16 protein-coding genes and 1 other annotated feature are annotated in these 16,208 nt (G+C 29.6%); of the genes, 8 read left to right on the top strand and 8 right to left on the bottom strand.

Going from position 1 to position 16,208, the window contains the following annotated elements; genetic code table 11:
• Window positions 1-51: 51 nt before the first annotated feature.
• Genes aroF through aroA form a run of 6 tightly spaced genes read right to left on the bottom strand, consistent with a single transcriptional unit; the run spans window position 52 to window position 6,082 of the window.
• A complete protein-coding gene (gene aroF, locus HF295_RS06105) occupies window positions 52-1,056 on the bottom strand; it encodes a 3-deoxy-7-phosphoheptulonate synthase (RefSeq protein ID WP_312031287.1) in 1,005 nt (334 codons plus the stop codon).
• Window positions 1,053-1,487, bottom strand: a complete 435-nt coding sequence (locus tag HF295_RS06100; protein WP_312031286.1) for a type II 3-dehydroquinate dehydratase — start codon at window positions 1,485-1,487, stop codon at window positions 1,053-1,055. The genes aroF and HF295_RS06100 overlap by 4 nt, the downstream gene beginning before the upstream one ends.
• Window positions 1,468-2,718, bottom strand: coding sequence for a shikimate kinase (locus tag HF295_RS06095; protein ID WP_312031285.1), 1,251 nt, complete (start codon window positions 2,716-2,718; stop codon window positions 1,468-1,470). The genes HF295_RS06100 and HF295_RS06095 overlap by 20 nt, the downstream gene beginning before the upstream one ends.
• On the bottom strand, window positions 2,715-3,797 hold the full coding sequence (gene aroC, locus HF295_RS06090; protein ID WP_312031284.1) for a chorismate synthase: 1,083 nt from the start codon (window positions 3,795-3,797) through the stop codon (window positions 2,715-2,717). The genes HF295_RS06095 and aroC overlap by 4 nt, the downstream gene beginning before the upstream one ends.
• The gene (locus tag HF295_RS06085; RefSeq protein ID WP_312031283.1) at window positions 3,794-4,810 is read right to left on the bottom strand and encodes a 3-dehydroquinate synthase; all 1,017 of its coding nucleotides are present in this window, start codon (window positions 4,808-4,810) and stop codon (window positions 3,794-3,796) included. Before HF295_RS06085 ends, aroC begins: the two co-directional genes overlap by 4 nt.
• 12 nt (window positions 4,811-4,822) lie before the next feature.
• The gene (gene aroA, locus HF295_RS06080; RefSeq protein ID WP_312031282.1) at window positions 4,823-6,082 is read right to left on the bottom strand and encodes a 3-phosphoshikimate 1-carboxyvinyltransferase; all 1,260 of its coding nucleotides are present in this window, start codon (window positions 6,080-6,082) and stop codon (window positions 4,823-4,825) included.
• Between the two features lie 188 nt (window positions 6,083-6,270).
• Here aroA and folD point away from each other — a divergent pair, with 188 nt between their 5' ends.
• The 7 genes from folD to HF295_RS06045 all read left to right on the top strand — a co-directional run bounded on the left by folD (window position 6,271) and on the right by HF295_RS06045 (window position 12,250).
• Entirely contained in the window at window positions 6,271-7,119 is an 849-nt protein-coding gene (gene folD, locus HF295_RS06075; RefSeq protein WP_312031281.1) for a bifunctional methylenetetrahydrofolate dehydrogenase/methenyltetrahydrofolate cyclohydrolase FolD, read from the top strand.
• Window positions 7,120-7,270: 151 nt separating this feature from the next.
• Window positions 7,271-8,536, top strand: a complete 1,266-nt coding sequence (locus HF295_RS06070) for a Y-family DNA polymerase (protein WP_312031280.1) — start codon at window positions 7,271-7,273, stop codon at window positions 8,534-8,536.
• Window positions 8,529-8,861, top strand: a complete 333-nt coding sequence (locus HF295_RS06065) for a YolD-like family protein (protein ID WP_312031279.1) — start codon at window positions 8,529-8,531, stop codon at window positions 8,859-8,861. The genes HF295_RS06070 and HF295_RS06065 overlap by 8 nt, the downstream gene beginning before the upstream one ends.
• Window positions 8,862-8,955: 94 nt before the next feature.
• Window positions 8,956-9,807, top strand: a complete 852-nt coding sequence (gene ispE, locus HF295_RS06060) for a 4-(cytidine 5'-diphospho)-2-C-methyl-D-erythritol kinase (protein ID WP_312031278.1) — start codon at window positions 8,956-8,958, stop codon at window positions 9,805-9,807.
• A 75-nt stretch (window positions 9,808-9,882) separates the two neighbouring features.
• Window positions 9,883-10,176, top strand: a complete 294-nt coding sequence (spoVG, locus tag HF295_RS06055) for a septation regulator SpoVG (protein WP_312031277.1) — start codon at window positions 9,883-9,885, stop codon at window positions 10,174-10,176.
• Between the two features lie 135 nt (window positions 10,177-10,311).
• Window positions 10,312-11,280 (top strand): ribose-phosphate diphosphokinase, encoded by a 969-nt coding sequence (locus HF295_RS06050; RefSeq protein WP_376739689.1) that lies wholly within the window; start codon window positions 10,312-10,314, stop codon window positions 11,278-11,280.
• Between the two features lie 32 nt (window positions 11,281-11,312).
• Window positions 11,313-11,512: a binding site (T-box leader), on the top strand.
• Window positions 11,513-11,551: 39 nt separating this feature from the next.
• Entirely contained in the window at window positions 11,552-12,250 is a 699-nt protein-coding gene (locus HF295_RS06045; protein WP_312031275.1) for a DNA alkylation repair protein, read from the top strand.
• An 82-nt stretch (window positions 12,251-12,332) separates the two neighbouring features.
• On the opposite strand, the gene HF295_RS06040 is transcribed toward HF295_RS06045, so the two are convergent.
• Window positions 12,333-13,511 carry an IS110 family RNA-guided transposase gene (locus HF295_RS06040; RefSeq protein WP_312031274.1) on the bottom strand — a complete coding sequence of 393 codons (1,179 nt, stop codon included), beginning with the start codon at window positions 13,509-13,511 and terminating at the stop codon, window positions 12,333-12,335.
• 293 nt (window positions 13,512-13,804) lie between these two features.
• On the opposite strand from HF295_RS06040, the gene asnS reads away from it, so the two are divergent.
• Complete coding sequence (gene asnS, locus HF295_RS06035; RefSeq protein WP_312031273.1) at window positions 13,805-15,175, top strand: asparagine--tRNA ligase; 1,371 nt, start codon at window positions 13,805-13,807, stop codon at window positions 15,173-15,175.
• A 53-nt stretch (window positions 15,176-15,228) separates the two neighbouring features.
• On the opposite strand, the gene HF295_RS06030 is transcribed toward asnS, so the two are convergent.
• A complete protein-coding gene (locus tag HF295_RS06030) occupies window positions 15,229-16,200 on the bottom strand; it encodes an SPFH domain-containing protein (protein ID WP_312031272.1) in 972 nt (323 codons plus the stop codon).
• Window positions 16,201-16,208: the final 8 nt, after the last annotated feature.

Genomic DNA, 16,208 nt, shown 5'->3' with positions numbered 1-16,208 from the left:
TTTTATTTTATTATATCACTTATTAAAAATAAATAAATAGATTAGATACTATTATATTTTTTTATCAATAGCAATTGCTATTTTTTTTATTTTTTCAACTAAATTAAAATATTTTTCTGGTTTAAGAGATTGTTGGCCATCACTTAAAGCAAATTCAGGATTTTCATGAACTTCTATCATAAGTCCATCAGCTCCAGCTGCAATAGCTGCCAAGGATAAAGATTCAATATATTCCCAATGACCTGCAGCGTGCGAAGGATCGACTATAACCGGTAGATTTGTAAGTTTTTTTAAGACAGGAACAGCAGATATATCTAAAGTGTTTCTTGTTTGATTTTCAAAAGTTCTAATTCCACGTTCACATAAAATAACATCTTTGTTTCCATTAGCTAAAATATATTCTGCAGATAACAATAACTCTTCTATAGTATTAACAAAGCCTCTTTTTAATAAAATAGGCTTATTGATTTTACCTAGTTCTTCTAACAAAACATAGTTTTGCATGTTTCTGGCACCCACTTGAATTATATCAACATATTTTACAAATAAATCAATGTCTCTTACATCTGTAATTTCGCTAATTACAGGGACTTTATACTTTCTGTTAATTTCTTTTAGAATATGTAGACCTTTTTCTCCTATACCTTGAAAAGAGTAAGGGCTTGTTCTTGGTTTAAAAGCTCCACCTCGAATGATATGAGTATGGTGTTTGACGAGTTGTGAAGATAAAAGATCTAAACTTTGATCATTTTCTATTGAACATGGTCCAGCAATCAAAACAATATTGTCATCATTAAATGTAACATTTCCTACATTGACTTTTCTTTTTTCTTGTTTCAATGATTCTTTATATGGTTTTTGAATATTGATAACATCTTCAACAAAATCATATACTGTTAATCTCTTTGTTTCTAAGCTAGATGTATCTCCTATAACAACCAATAATTTATAGATATCTCCATCTATAAATGTTGTTTTATAATTTTGATGGTTAAGTACATCTTGTAGATGTTTTATTTGTATATCTTTAACGTTCTTTTTGAATTTAACAATCATTTTATCTCACCCTTTAATAGTAAATCTATAGCTTCAATATAACTATCAAAACCTTTTCCTAAAACACTCATATCAACAACATCTTTTATAACAGAGACTTTTCTAAAATCTTCTCTTTCATATATATTAGAAAGATGAACTTCTATTTTTTTTAACGAATAAGCACTTAAGCAATCTCTAATAGCATAAGAATAATGTGTAAAAGCACCTGGATTAATGATAATGGCTTGATATTTTTTTTGGTGTTTTTGTATATAATCAATAATCTTTCCTTCATGGTTTGACTGATATATTTTGACTGATACTTTATGTACTTTAGCATACTTTTTAATATATTGAACTAAAACCTTATAAGTGCTATTTCCATAGATTTCTGTTTCTCTTGTACCTAATAAATTAAGGTTTGGTCCATTAATGATTAAAATATTCATACACACTATCCCTAAACCTTTCTACTGAAAATGGATTGGATTCATCTATAATCATTTCTATATCAGCAACTTCTTTGTATATAGGATCTCTTTTTTCTTTCATTTTTTTTATATCATCTAGGTTATTTATCAGAGGTCTATGGCTAAAATCAATATTATTAAGATTTGTTGTTTGATTATTAATATAAATAATTAGTCCATTTTCTTTAAGTTTTTCAATGTTTGTATGGTTTAAAATAACTCCACCACCAGTTGAAATAATAATTCCTTGATTTTGGTGAATTAAGTCTATGACTTGACTTTCTATTTCGCGGAATTTTTCTTCTCCAGATAATTTAAATATTTGTGGAATTTTTAACTGACTGTATTCTTCGATTTTTATATCAGTATCAATCCATTTTTTATTTAATGCTTTAGCTATTAATTGACCATATGTAGTTTTTCCACTTAAAGGCATCCCAATTAAAACCAAATTTATATATTGGTTAATTAGATGGTGATAAACTTTATTAACTGTATTTAAGTCAATGGTTTGGTTTAACCAAATTTCTTGAGCTTTTTTTGCTTGAATTAATAACATATATAAGCCATTAATTGTTTTTATATTAAATTTTTCAGCTTCAATTAAGAGTTTACTTCTATAAGGGTTATAAATTATATCAATGACTAAAGTACATTCAGGAAAATTGTGAAAGTTTAATATAAGTTTATCTTTTGTATGAGGACTCATACCGACAGTTGTTGTATTAATGATTATATGTGTATCCATATATTTGTTTTGGTTTTTTATCAAATCTTCGTGATCGCCTTTAATAGTTCTAACTAACTTTGTAAGAGATTTGACATTTTGTTTCATTAAATAATGTTCAACTGTTCTTGAACTAGCTCCGTTACCTAGTATAAGTACATTTTTTCCTTGAAAATCAACGTGGTTATAAGCCATCATTGCTTTAAAACCTTCATAATCAGTATTAAAGCCAATATAGTGATTGTTCTTTTTTAAAACAGTGTTCACAGCTCTTGTTTCTTTTGCAATATCGTCCATGGATGATAAATAAGGAATAATATCTTCTTTAAATGGATGGGTTACATTAAACCCTTTTAAATCATAGTTAAAAACATCCTTGATATCTTTAATCTGTAGTAATTGGTAATTATTGATTAATAGATTTTCGTGAATGGTTTTAGAATAACTTTGACTAATATTAGAACCAATTAAAGCAAATTTCATTGTTTCTCTTCTCCTGATAAGAAATCTAAAATTCCAAAATTTAGAACTGCATTAATAACTGAACTGACTCTTGTTAGTATTTGAGCATCATGTCTTCCAGAAAGAAGAATTTGGGTGTTTTCATTTTTTGTTGTGTCAACTGTATTCATGACTTGTTTTATAGATGCTATAGGTTTGAAAGCTGTTTTAACAACTAATGGCATTCCAGTTGTTAATCCACCAAGACAACCACCATTATGGTTGGTTTTTGTCTTAATAATGCCATTTTCAACTGTGTATTGATCGTTTGCTTCAGAGCCTTTTAAGTCACTTATATCAAAACCATCACCAAATTCAACACCCTTTACTGATGGTATTGAAAATAGTAAATATGATAAATAACTTTCTATAGAATGAAAAATTGGTTGTCCTAAACCAACAGGCAAATTAATGATAGCAGATTCCATAATTCCACCAATAGAGTCTTTTTCTTTAATGGTTTGGTCAATTAATTTAATAATATCTTCTTCTATTTTATTATTAATTAAAGGGATATCTGATTTATTTAGATCTTGAATGAGTTTTTTTGAAACATTGGAATAATCAAAAGAATCATCATATAGGTGATGGATTTTTTTGATATGAGAGCCTAAAAATATATTTTTCTTCTCTAATATATCTTGAGCAATAGAACCTACAATGACCCATAAAGCGGTTAATCTTCCAGAAAACATACCTCCACCTAGATAATCATTCTTGCCTTTGTATTTTATATATGCAGGATAATCTGCGTGTGATGGTCTAGGTATCTGGTTTAAGTTTGGATAGTCTTTAGATTGAACATCATTATTTTTAATTAAAAAAGTTAAGGGTGCACCTGTGGTTTTATTGTCTTTAATCCCTGAGATGACCTCGTATTCATCAAACTCAAGTCTAGAAGTATTTAATTTACTTTTAGGTCTTCTTTTTTCTAAATTGCTTTTTATTAAATCGTGATTGATTTCAATACCAGGACTTAAATGATCAATGACAATACCCATGTATGATGAGTGTGATTCACCAAAAAATGTAATGATGATATTTTTTCCTACACTATTCATATAAATTTCCTTTCGAGATAATCATGCAAAAATGTTTTTAAAGATACTTTAATAATTTCAGGTTTTTCTATATCATTCAATACAATTATTTTTATGGATTGATTGATTCTTTTTTTATCTTTTTTTATAAAGTCAAATAAATCATAAGGATCTAAAGAATCTGATATTGGTAGATGATATTGTTCTAACAATAATTTTACCTTGTTTCTTAGTGGTTGATTAAAAATCATTTGGTACATTCCAAGAGCTATAGCTTCACCGTGAAGATATTTTTGATATTTATAATAGCTTTCATAGGCGTGGCCTAAAGTATGACCAAAATTTAAGACATGTCTTTCATGTTGATCAAATTCATCTAACTCAATGTATTTGATTTTGGTTTTTAAAGATAAATAGATGATTTTTTCTATTTGATAAAAGAAATTTTTGTTTTGGATGATTTCAAATAATTCTTTTGAATCGATTAATGCACATTTAATGACTTCGGCCATACCGTTATTCATTTGTCTATTGGATAGGGTTAAAAGTGTTTGTGGATCTATTAAAACCAATGATGGAGGATAAATTGAACCTATGATATTTTTATTGTTAAGATGGTTTAGCCCTGTTTTTCCACCGATGGAAGCATCAACTTGAGCTAGTAGTGTAGTTGGTATTTGAATATACTCTACGCCTCTTAAGTAAGTTGAAGCAACAAATCCAGTTATATCCGTAACGACACCGCCACCTAAAGCAATTAATATATCGGTTTTTGTGAACGATATTTCGTTAAGTTCTTGAATGATTTTTAAATAAGTATCCATATTTTTTGATGATTCACCTTGATTGAACTCAATAACGTGGTGTTTATCTATTTGATTGGTAAGGGTATCAATATATAATTCAGGGATACCATCTTCAGTAATAATAACGTATCTTTGGGTATTATCAATATACTTATGTATTTTCTTGATTAAATTTTGTTCGATGATAACATCATAATCTCTTAATTTAGAATGAATGCTTAACTTCATATCTTTCACCTATTATAAATACTCAATTTTTATTCCTAAATTTTCTAAATCATTTAAAAAAGTTGGATAAGATTTATTAATTACTTCCATTTGGCGGATGATGGTAGGTGATTTTGAAATGGTTGATAAAATAGCTAAAGACATAGCGATTCGATGGTCATTGTATGAAGAAATATCTTTTAAATCAATCGTATTTTGGTGTGATATAGTAATTTGATCATCTAACAGATTATAGTTTGCTTTAATTTTATGTAATATGTCTACCATATTTTCTAATCTATTTGATTCCTTATGAATCAATCTATTGATGTGTTTTATGTTTGTTTTTGATTTAGATTGTGATGCCAGTAAAAATAATATTGGACCTAAATCTATAGTCTGGGATAAATCAATATTTTGAATATCAACCAATGATTTCTTTACTTTTATTGAATCTTGAAAAATATCAATATTAGCATGACTATCCAACAATATATCAATGATTTTTTTATCTGGTTGTAAGCTATTTATATTAAGGTTTTTGATTGTGACATCTCCATTTAATATTGCGCCAACAATAAAAAAAGCGGCTTGTGAATAATCGGATTCTATATCAATATCACTGGCTTTATAAACTTGATTTCCAGGAATGAAGAAATGGTGATTGCTCAAACTTTCAATTTTGATGCCAAATTGCTTAAGCATATAAATAGTCATATCAATATATTTTCTTGATTCAAAATTTTCTTTAATAATTATTTCTGAATCACCATTCAATAGTGGTAATGTAAATAATAATCCACTAATATATTGTGAACTTGTATCATCAGTGATATGATAAATATTTGCTTTAATTTTACCTTCAGTGTATATATAATCATCAAACCGAACAAAAACAATATTTTGATCAGCAAAGATTTTTTCGTACAAATCAAGTGGTCTTTTAAGTAAAGATTTCTGACCGTGAAATTCAATACCCTTATCATTCGTTAGCAAAGGCATTAAAAATCGTAAAGTAGAACCTGATTCATGACAATATATAGGATGATTATCATTGAAATTTAATTTTCCTGTTGATTCTATAATTAGTTGATTATCTAAATATTCTATTTTCACACCTAAAGATCTAAAGGCTTCAATGGTTTGTTGGATGTCATCTCCAATTAATATGTTTTTAATTATAGATTTGCCTGATGCTAAAGAAGCAGCAATAATAGCTCTATGAAGATAAGATTTAGATGGTGGTGGTGTAAATTGTCCTTTTATAAAGTTTGGGTGAATCAATACATCCATGTTTATTTTCCTCTCCATTAGGGATAATTAAGGTTTTTCTTAACATCTTATTTTATCACATTTTACTTAATATTTGTAAATTTGGGATAGGAGATTCTGAGATAAATGTATATTTATCGTTTTTGTGTTATAATTAATTGTATATTAATATAAATTTACTTTAATTGTATTTCATATAGGAGGTTTATATGAGTCAAATTTTAGATGGAAAAAAACTTTCAAAACAAATTAAAGAAGATATAAAAACTGCAGTTGTTAATTTGTATGATAAATATGGTAAAAAGCCACATTTGGTAGTTATCCTAATCGGTGATGATCCTGCAAGCGAAACTTATGTAGCTTCAAAAGAAAGAAGTTCTAAGGCGGTTGGAATTAAATCAACTATTATAAAAAAAGAATCATCTATTAAAGAAGACGAGTTAATTGATTTGATACAGGAACTTAATAGTGATAATTCTGTGCACGGAATTTTATTGCAATTACCTATACCCAAACATATTGATGAAGAAAAAGTCATTAATTTAATTGAACCTAAAAAAGACGTTGATGGTTTTTCTAACCATCATGTTGCAAGATTAAATAAAGGATTAGAAGCCTTAGTGCCTTGCACACCTTTAGGAATTATGGAATTATTAAAAGCCTATCAAATTGATATTGAAGGTAAACACGCTGTAGTAATGGGCAGAAGTCAAATTGTAGGCAAACCAATGGCTAGTTTACTTTTAAAAGCCAATGCTACAGTCACAATAACACATTCTCGAACCAAAGATATGAAGGAGATTACAAAACAGGCTGATATTTTAGTTGTTGCTATTGGAAAAGCGAAGATGGTTGATGAATCATATGTTAAAGAAGGCGCTGTTTTAATTGATGTTGGTATCTCAAGAATAGATGGAAAATTATATGGAGATATTGATTTTGATTCGGTAAAAAATAAAGCAAGTTATATAACACCTGTACCTGGCGGCGTAGGTCCAATGACCATAGCTATGCTTCTAAAAAACACAGTCACTTGTTTTAAAAACATCATGAGATAATAAATACTTTTTAATGATTTTAAGCCCTATAATTGGGGCTTTTTTTTGTTTGATGTTTTCATAAATTAACAAAGAAAATATAATTTTCTTATTCAAAAAATCTAATGATATTTTCCAATACAAGTTGTATAATAATGTTAAGGAGGTCGTCATGGAAGCATATAAAATTCACAAAAATATTTTATGTATTGATTTAAAAAGTTTTTATGCATCAGTTGAATGCGCCCTCTCTGGATTAGATCCTTTTAAAACACCTTTGGTGGTTGCGGATAAAGAACGAGGCGGTGGTTCAATTGTTCTTGCGGTGACACCATATTTAAAAAAATTAGGGGTTCCTAATCGCTGTCGAATTTATGAATTGCCTGAAAATATTAAAATTATCTATAGAAAACCTCGCATGGAAAAGTATTTAGAATATTCAACAAAAATTATCGAAACTTACTTAGACTATGTTTCTGAAGAAGATATGTATGTTTATTCAATTGATGAAGTTTTTTTAGATGTTACTAGTTATTTGAATTACTATAAAAAAACAGATTATGAGATTGCTAAAATGATTATGGATCGAATATATAAAGATACATTAATTTATTCAACTTGTGGTATAGGACCTAATATGTTAATCGCAAAACTTGCTTTGGATATTGAATCTAAGAAAAGTCCAGACTTTATAGCTAAGTGGACTTATGATGAATTACCAGAGAAGTTATGGCCTATTAAACCCCTGTCTGAAATGTGGGGAATAGGTCGCAATATGGAGAAAAACCTAAATGAAATGGGTATCTATAAAATTGGCGATCTTGCCAATTATGATGTAAAAATATTAAAGAAAAAATTTGGAATTATTGGCGAAGAACTCTATTATCATTCTCACGGTATTGATATGAGTTTGTTACAAGAAAAAATGAAACTTAAACCTCAAAGTAAAAGTTATGGTATTGGACAAACATTGTTTGAGGATTATTATAAACCAGAAATTTATCAAATCATCCAAGAAATGGTTGATGATGTAAGTAGAAGATTAAGAATTCATAAAAAACAAGCAAAAACCATTCATTTTGGCTTGGGTTATAGTAAGGATGTTGGTGGTGGTTTTGCTAGACAAATGGCATTGCCTCAAGCAACAAATATTTCAACTCACATCTATAGAGCATGTGTCCAATTAATGGATAAGTTTTACGATAATTCACCAATTCGATCAGTTAGAGTTTCAGCAACAGGTTTAATTGATGAAGCAGGCTATCAAGTTTCTTTGTTTGAGGATATTGAAGCTGTTGTTAAGGAACACCAGTTGTTTTCTACAGTTGATTTAATTCATGATAAATTTGGAAAAAACGCTGTGACTAGAGCGTCCAGTGAATTAGAATCATCAACACTTAAAAATAGAAATAAGATGATTGGTGGTCATAATGCCTAGTCAATATGTTGATAGAGGTTTAATCAAATGGGCACCTTTTAATGCCCTTAATGGTTATTACTCTATGTTAGATGAAATGAAACATCGACTAAAAAAACAAGATAAACCTATTTTAAGTGATGATGATTATGATGAATTAAATAGAAATATTCAAGAAGCGATGATTAACCAATCAGAAGTTGAAGTGAATTATTATGACCGGGGTTATATTAAAAGCAGTTATGGAAAAATCAAAAAGTTAGATTTTATTTTTAAAATTTTAATCTTAACAACAGAAGAAAAAATACCAGCGATAGATGTTTTGAGTATAGAAATTATCAATTAAAATATTTCCTAACCTAAACAAAACTTAATAATTATGATAAAATAAAGGTAATCAAGACATAAGGAGGGAGCTAAATTTATTTTTAGCGAAAAAAATGATTAGAAAAAAAGCTTATGCTAAGATTAACCTTTTTTTAAATGTTATGGATAAAAGAAAAGACGGATATCATGATCTAGAAATGGTCAATGCAAAAATTGATCTTTATGATGAAATTACAATAAAAAAATGTCAATTAACAACAGGTATCATTATTAAATCAAATGATATGTTTTTATCAAGCCAAGACAATGTGATTTTACAATGTGCTCGATATATGCAAGATAAATACCATATTCAACATGGTATTCAAATTGTAATTGATAAATTAATACCTTATGGTGCGGGCCTCGGAGGCAATTCGACAGATGCAGCATCAGTGATTCATGGAATCAATGAACTTTGTGAATTAGAATTGTCATTAAAGGAAATGCAAGAAATCGGTGAAATATTTGGCGCAGATATACCCTATTGTCTTATTGACGAAGTTGCTTTAGTTACCAAAACTGGAGAGGTGGTCGAAGCAATACCAAATCAATTGAAAAATAAACAAATATTATTGATTTATCCTAAAATACACGTTTTAACAGCTTCGGTTTTCAATGAATTTGATAAAAACCAATTGGTTAAAAAAGATGTGAACATTTTGTTAAATGCTATAGAAAAAAATGACATTAAAACCATTCAAAAAAATTTATTTAATGCTCTTGAAGAAACAACAATTTCACTGGATATTGATTTAAGAGAATTTAAGGATAATTTACTTACACATTTAGGTGACGAAGCTTTAGTGATGACAGGTTCCGGATCATCGTTTTTTAAGCTAATTGAAGAGCCAAATCAAGATATCATTGACTTTATAGACCTTCATAAGGATAAATATTTAATAAATTTATATAAAATTGTCTAATTTTACATGAATTTTCTTGCTTTCTATTGAAAAAGCAAAAATAAACATGTTATAATTTATCAAAGAGGTGGTAAAGTGAAGATTACAGAAGTAAGAGCAAAAAGAATTAAGGGCAATAATCGCTTAAAGGGAATCGCTGCCATAACAATTGATGAGTGTTTTGTGATTCATGAATTAAGAATTATTGATGGAAAAAATGGTCTTTTTGTGGCTATGCCAAGCCGAAGAATGCCTAATGGTGAATATAAAGATGTTGCACATCCTATTAACACCGACACAAGAAGTATGATAGAAAAAGAAGTCTTAGATACTTTCCAAGCTCTACCTGAAACAGAAGAAGGCGAAGAAGAAATTGTAGAAACTGAATAATATGAAAGACGCTAACTTTGAGTTAGCGTTTTTCTTTGTAATTAATTCTTTTATCCTAGGGCAAAGTATTGTATAATGTTTACGGATAAATATAAAGAAAGGATTAGCAATTTTATAAAATAGAATTGCGATTTGATTATGGCTTTATTTCATGGTTCAAAAGTTAAATTATTTTCTTTAAGTTCAAACGTTGAGTTAGCTCAAGGTATTGCTGAACATATCGGTATTCCAATAAGTGAATGCTTAGTAACAAGATTTGCAGATGGAGAAATTAGTATTGATATTCCTGATACTGTTCGTGGGCACAAAGTGTTTGTGGTTCAATCAACCAGTGCACCTGTGAATGAACATTTAATGGAGTTATTAATAATGATTGATGCACTTAGACGCGCATCTGCAAGAGAAGTCAATATCGTTATGCCATATTATGGATATTCTAGACAAGATAGAAAAGCAAGAGCGAGACAACCTATATCTGCTAAATTGGTTGCGGATTTATTACAGACAGCTGGAGCTACTAGAGTCTTATCAATGGATTTACATGCACCTCAGATTCAAGGTTTCTTTGATATTCCTATTGATAACTTTAGAGCTTTACCTATTTTAGTTGAATATTTACAAAATAAAAATCTTGAAAATATTTGCGTTGTATCTCCAGATCATGGTGGTGTCGCAAGAGCTAGAGATCTAGCTGATATTTTACAAGCACCTATTGCCATTATTGATAAAATGAGACCTGAACCAAATGTAGCGGAAGTAATGAATATTATTGGTAAGGTAAAAAATAAAACCTGTATTGTCATTGATGACATGATTGATACGGGCGGTTCAATTGTCGCAGCTTCTAAAGCCTTGAAAGATGCTGGAGCTAATGAAGTATATGCGTGTTGCACGCATCCTTTATTATCTAGAAATGCCCCACAAATTTTAAATGATTCAGATTTAAAAGAAGTCATTTGTACAAATACAGTTGAACTACCAGAATATAAACGTTTTCCTAAATTGGTTCAATTATCTATTGCGGAATTGATTGGTGAAGGTATCATTCATATTATTGATGATAAGGGTGTATCTTCTTTATTTACAAAAGATTTTAGAAAATAAATTTTAAACTATTTAAAAGCATGATATAATAAAATAAATCTATGATTGGAAGAGTAGAGTTTAAAGAACTTTGTAGAGAGTAAGGGCTAGGTGAAACCTTATAAGTCATAAACTTGAAAAACACCATGAGAGACAGAAGAATTAAGTAGACCTGTTCGTATTTCTGCGTTAAAGAAGAGAGTGCTAGTTTTCTAGAACTAAGGTGGTACCACGGTTAAACATCGTCCTTTACTTAAGGATGATGTTTTTTTAATTTTAGGAGGTGATATTTATGATTATTGAAACATTAAGTGAATTGATACAAGGGCACAAAATAACAAATTCAACTAGATTTCATAAAAAAGAATACATTCAAGGCCAATTAGATTATTTTGTTCATTTTGATATGAAAACTTTAAGAGATCTAGCTAAAGGTTTTTATAATCAAATTAATGATCAAGAATTTGATCAATTAATCAGTCATAAGTATCATGAATATAGACTGCTAGCTTTGTTAATACTAATCAAAAGAATGAATGATGATAATATAAAAGATATATACAATAAATATCATCATTATATTATATATGTTAATAACTGGGATCTCGTAGATGTATCTGCTCCAGATATTGTAGGCGGATATGTAGAAAAATTTCAAGATTATCAAATTCTTTTTAACTATGCAAAATCAGATAATATGTGGATTAATAGAATAGCATCAGTGGCTTGTTTAAAACTGATTAGAAACCACCATTTGGATATAGCTCTAAATGTCATTGAAAAGCTATTATTTCATAAACATGATTTAATGCATAAAGCTAATGGATGGATGTTAAGAGAAATTGGTAAAAAGAATCGTGATCTATTAAATCAATTTATAAAAACTCATTATAAAGATATGCCTAGAACGACCTTAAGGTATGCTATTGAAAGGCATGAAAAGAATGAAAGAAAGAAAATATTAGGAGCTAGCTATACAAAAATCAAGTAAAAATTATAAATAATTAAAATTATGATATTTGAACATACTTAAAAAAGGTTAAAGAACCCTAAGTTAAATAATGGGTGATTAATTATAAGAGATCGTTATAAAAAGTATCTGTTTTAAGAATTTTGTAAATAGAATGAACCATGTTTTTGGCTATAGCGAAAATGATTGTTGAGTGATGTTTATTGCCTTTAGTCATCATATGAATGTATTTGCGTTTAAACTTATTATCTCTAGTTTTAGGACTAACACAAGCGATCCTAGCGGCACTATAGATGGCAGTTCGCAAATATTTACTACCACGTTTAGAAATTCGAGTACGTTTACGTTTGTATTTTCCGGATTCATGAACAATAGGTTCAATACCGAAAAGAGATGTATATTTGTGTTTGTCAGTGAACCTGCTAATATCGCCTGTTTCGCCTAGAATAGTCGCTCCATTAATAGGACCGATACCTGGGACTGATAATATTTTTGGATAAAGAGTCATATGTTGTGAAATAAGTTTCTTTAGTATTTCATTTTGAGAATTAAAATGAATGATATTAGAGACACAAAATTTAATTAGATAAGCATTTAAGTTATTTGGATTTCCTATTGAGTTTTTCGCGATATATTTAATGAGTTTAGCTTGTTCAACGTGATTTGATCGACTACGAATTCTTTGAGCTAAAGATTCAATATGAAGACCTTTATAATCGCTTGGTAAGGGAAAATCATAAAGTAGATCTAAAGTCCATTTAGAGAAGGGTTTAAAGTGTTTAAGAAACTCAGGGAAGAACATTTGAAGTAATCTTTTAAGTTCACCCTTAGCTTTAGTAATGATTTGATTATTAGAATTATAATCTCTAGATAATTGTTTTAACTCAACTAAATGATATAATGGTGGTGTATAGGGATGGAGCCTATTCAGGTTATACATAAGGTGCCTACACACTGCTATAGCGTCAATTTTGTCAGTCTTGGTCATGCGAGGGGACGCCGACTTACGACTGAGAGAAACTAACATTGGGTTAGTACAATATACAGTGTAGCCTTTTGATATTAGATAATCGCGCAGATTATTATGATAAATACCTGTGGCTTCCATTCCTATACGAATATCGTTAACCGACTTCGTACAGGATTGAATGACTGTATGAAGTTTTTTAAATCCAAAATGATTATTTTGAATAATAAAGTGATCATAAATAATTTCACCCAAATCATTTATGATGATGATATCGTGTTTATCCATTGCGATATCAATGCCAATGAAAATCAAAATAAAAACCTCCTTGTTTGAAATATTCAAACGTTATGAAACCACAAACAAATATAAATGTAACCTTGTAAATACACACTCGAAGTGTAACTAGCTAATTCACATTTATCATATAAGTTGTGGTTGTAGCCTCCTAAACACACTCGAAGTGTAAGGAACGTATGACACACTCCACAACGTTTGTAACTTCATTATAGGAGATTAAATAAATTATTTAAATACATTTTATGAACAAAAGAGAAAGGAGAAGTATAGTTAAATTATCTTAATTTAATTATACAAGGACAATTAGAATGGATATAGATATTAAAAAATTATATGAGATATATGATTCTTTAGCCGATAAAGAAGTCATAGTCAAAGGTTGGCTAAAAAATAATAGAGCCCAAAAAGAATTTGGTTTTATTGACTTAAATGATGGTACGTCTTTTAAGTCGATTCAAGTAGTATATGAAGAAGGAAAATTAGATAACTTTAAAGATGTTTCAAAATATAATGTTGGATCAGCTATCACTGTGATTGGACAAGTTGTTTTAACACCAAAAATGAAACAAGCATTTGAAATAAAAGCAAGAGAAGTTATTCTTGAAGGTGAATCCTCTGAGGATTATCCTATCCAACCAAAAAGACACTCAAGAGAGTTTTTAAGAGAGAATGCACATTTTAGACCAAGAACAAACCTCTTCAACGCTGTCTTTAGAGTAAGGTCTGTGGTTTCTTTTGCTATACATAAGTTTTTTCAAGAAAGAAACTTTGTATATTTACATGCTCCAATCATCACTGCCAGTGATGCAGAAGGGGCAGGAGAAATGTTCCAAGTAACCACTTTAGGAAAGGAAAAACCTGAAGAAGGCTATAAAAATGATTTTTTTGGAAAGAAAGCAAATTTATCTGTTTCTGGGCAATTACAAGCAGAAGCCTATGCTTTAGCTTTTAAGAATGTTTATACTTTTGGGCCAACCTTTAGAGCTGAAAAATCAAATACATCTAGACATGCATCTGAGTTTTGGATGATAGAACCTGAAATCGCTTTTTCTGATTTGAATGATGATATGCAATTAGCAGAAGACATGGTTAAGTATATCATTAAAGATTTGTTTGACTTATGCCCAGATGAATTACAGTTCTTTAATCAGTTCGTTGAAAAAGGTTTGATTGATAAATTAAAGAATGTTTTAAATTCAACATTTAAAAGAATTACCCATAAAGAAGCAACTGATATTTTACTTGAGAATAACGATCAATTTACATTTAAAGCTGAAGTTGGCCAAGATTTAGCGACAGAACATGAAAAATTCCTTACAAAATATTTTAATGGACCTGTTTTTGTTATTGACTGGCCAAAAGATATTAAAGCTTTTTATATGAGATTAAATGACGATGGACAAACTGTTGCTGCTATGGATTTATTGGTCCCTGGTGCTGGTGAGTTGATTGGTGGATCTCAAAGAGAAGAGAGACTAGAGTATTTAGAAAAACGTATGGAAGAAATGAATGTCCACGATGAAGATTTATGGTGGTATAAAGAGTTAAGAAAATATGGCGGAAACAAACATGCTGGCTATGGTTTAGGATTAGAACGTATGATAATGTATGTGACTGGAGTCGATAATATTAGAGATGTTATTCCGTTTCCTAGAACACCAAAAAATTGCGATTTTTAGACAAATAACAAAAAAAAGGCAAGCTATTAAGCTTGCCTTTTTGATATAGTATATTATTTTGTTTTCTTTGGATCATCTTTTAATGATTCAACTAAACCACTGGCTAAACCAACAATACCTTGCATTTCTGAAGGAATGATAATCTTAGTTGCTTGGCCTTGCGATACTTTTTCCATAGCTTTGTATGCTTCTAAAGTAAGTACGGCTTTGTCTGCGCCAGCCATTTTAACAACTTCAATACCTCTAGCAGTTGCTTCTTGGACTTTAAGGATAGCTTCAGCTTTACCTTCAGCTTCTCTAATAGCGGCTTCTTTTTTACCTTCAGCTTCTAAGATAGCAGCTTCTTTTTCACCTTGTGCGGTTAAAATAGCAGCTTGTTTTTTACCTTCAGCAATCAAGATTGATTCACGTCTTTCACGTTCAGCACGCATTTGTTTTTCCATTGCTTCACGAATTTCTTTAGGTGGAATAATGTTCTTAACTTCTACACGGTTAATTTTAATACCCCATGGGTCGGTTGCTTCATCTAAGATAATACGCATTCTTTCGTTGATTAGATCTCTTGAAGTTAATGTTTGGTCAAGTTCTAATTCACCAATGATATTACGTAAAGTTGTTGCTGTTAGTGATTCGATAAGCATTCCAGGGTTTTCAGCACCATATGTATATGCATGAGAATCGGTGATTTGTAAGAATACAACTGTATCAATTTGCATGGTAACGTTATCCTTGGTAATTACTGCTTGAGGTTGGAAATCTAAAACTTGTTCTTTTAAGATAATATAATCTTTAACAACACCTCTTGCATCATAGGTTCTTTTAATACGATCGATAAATGGTACTAAGAAATGTAGCCCTGCAGTAAAAGTCGTGTGGTATCTACCCATTCTCTCAACAACATACTCAGTTGCTTGAGGAACGATTTTGATCCTTGATCCTATATAAACTAAAATAATTAGTAATAGAATCACAACAATAATAATTGGTACTGGGTTTACTTCTAAAAAATACATTGGGTTAAACATAATTTTCT

It is taken from the genome of Hujiaoplasma nucleasis, from assembly GCF_013745115.1.
Taxonomy (GTDB): domain Bacteria; phylum Bacillota_I; class Bacilli_A; order Izemoplasmatales; family Hujiaoplasmataceae; genus Hujiaoplasma; species Hujiaoplasma nucleasis.
Note: the sequence above shows the minus strand (reverse complement) of the source record. Positions and strands in the feature narration are given on the sequence as shown.

Coding starts and splice junctions, on each gene's coding strand:
- HF295_RS06045 (WP_312031275.1), top strand. CDS start 11,552: ATGATTATTGAAACATTAAGTGAATTGATACAAGGGCACAAAATAACA.
- aroF (WP_312031287.1), bottom strand. CDS start 1,056: ATGATTGTTAAATTCAAAAAGAACGTTAAAGATATACAAATAAAACAT.
- HF295_RS06100 (WP_312031286.1), bottom strand. CDS start 1,487: ATGAATATTTTAATCATTAATGGACCAAACCTTAATTTATTAGGTACA.
- HF295_RS06030 (WP_312031272.1), bottom strand. CDS start 16,200: ATGTTTAACCCAATGTATTTTTTAGAAGTAAACCCAGTACCAATTATT.
- HF295_RS06070 (WP_312031280.1), top strand. CDS start 7,271: ATGGAAGCATATAAAATTCACAAAAATATTTTATGTATTGATTTAAAA.
- asnS (WP_312031273.1), top strand. CDS start 13,805: ATGGATATAGATATTAAAAAATTATATGAGATATATGATTCTTTAGCC.
- HF295_RS06095 (WP_312031285.1), bottom strand. CDS start 2,718: ATGAAATTTGCTTTAATTGGTTCTAATATTAGTCAAAGTTATTCTAAA.
- aroC (WP_312031284.1), bottom strand. CDS start 3,797: ATGAATAGTGTAGGAAAAAATATCATCATTACATTTTTTGGTGAATCA.
- ispE (WP_312031278.1), top strand. CDS start 8,956: ATGATTAGAAAAAAAGCTTATGCTAAGATTAACCTTTTTTTAAATGTT.
- folD (WP_312031281.1), top strand. CDS start 6,271: ATGAGTCAAATTTTAGATGGAAAAAAACTTTCAAAACAAATTAAAGAA.
- HF295_RS06085 (WP_312031283.1), bottom strand. CDS start 4,810: ATGAAGTTAAGCATTCATTCTAAATTAAGAGATTATGATGTTATCATC.
- HF295_RS06065 (WP_312031279.1), top strand. CDS start 8,529: ATGCCTAGTCAATATGTTGATAGAGGTTTAATCAAATGGGCACCTTTT.
- aroA (WP_312031282.1), bottom strand. CDS start 6,082: ATGGATGTATTGATTCACCCAAACTTTATAAAAGGACAATTTACACCA.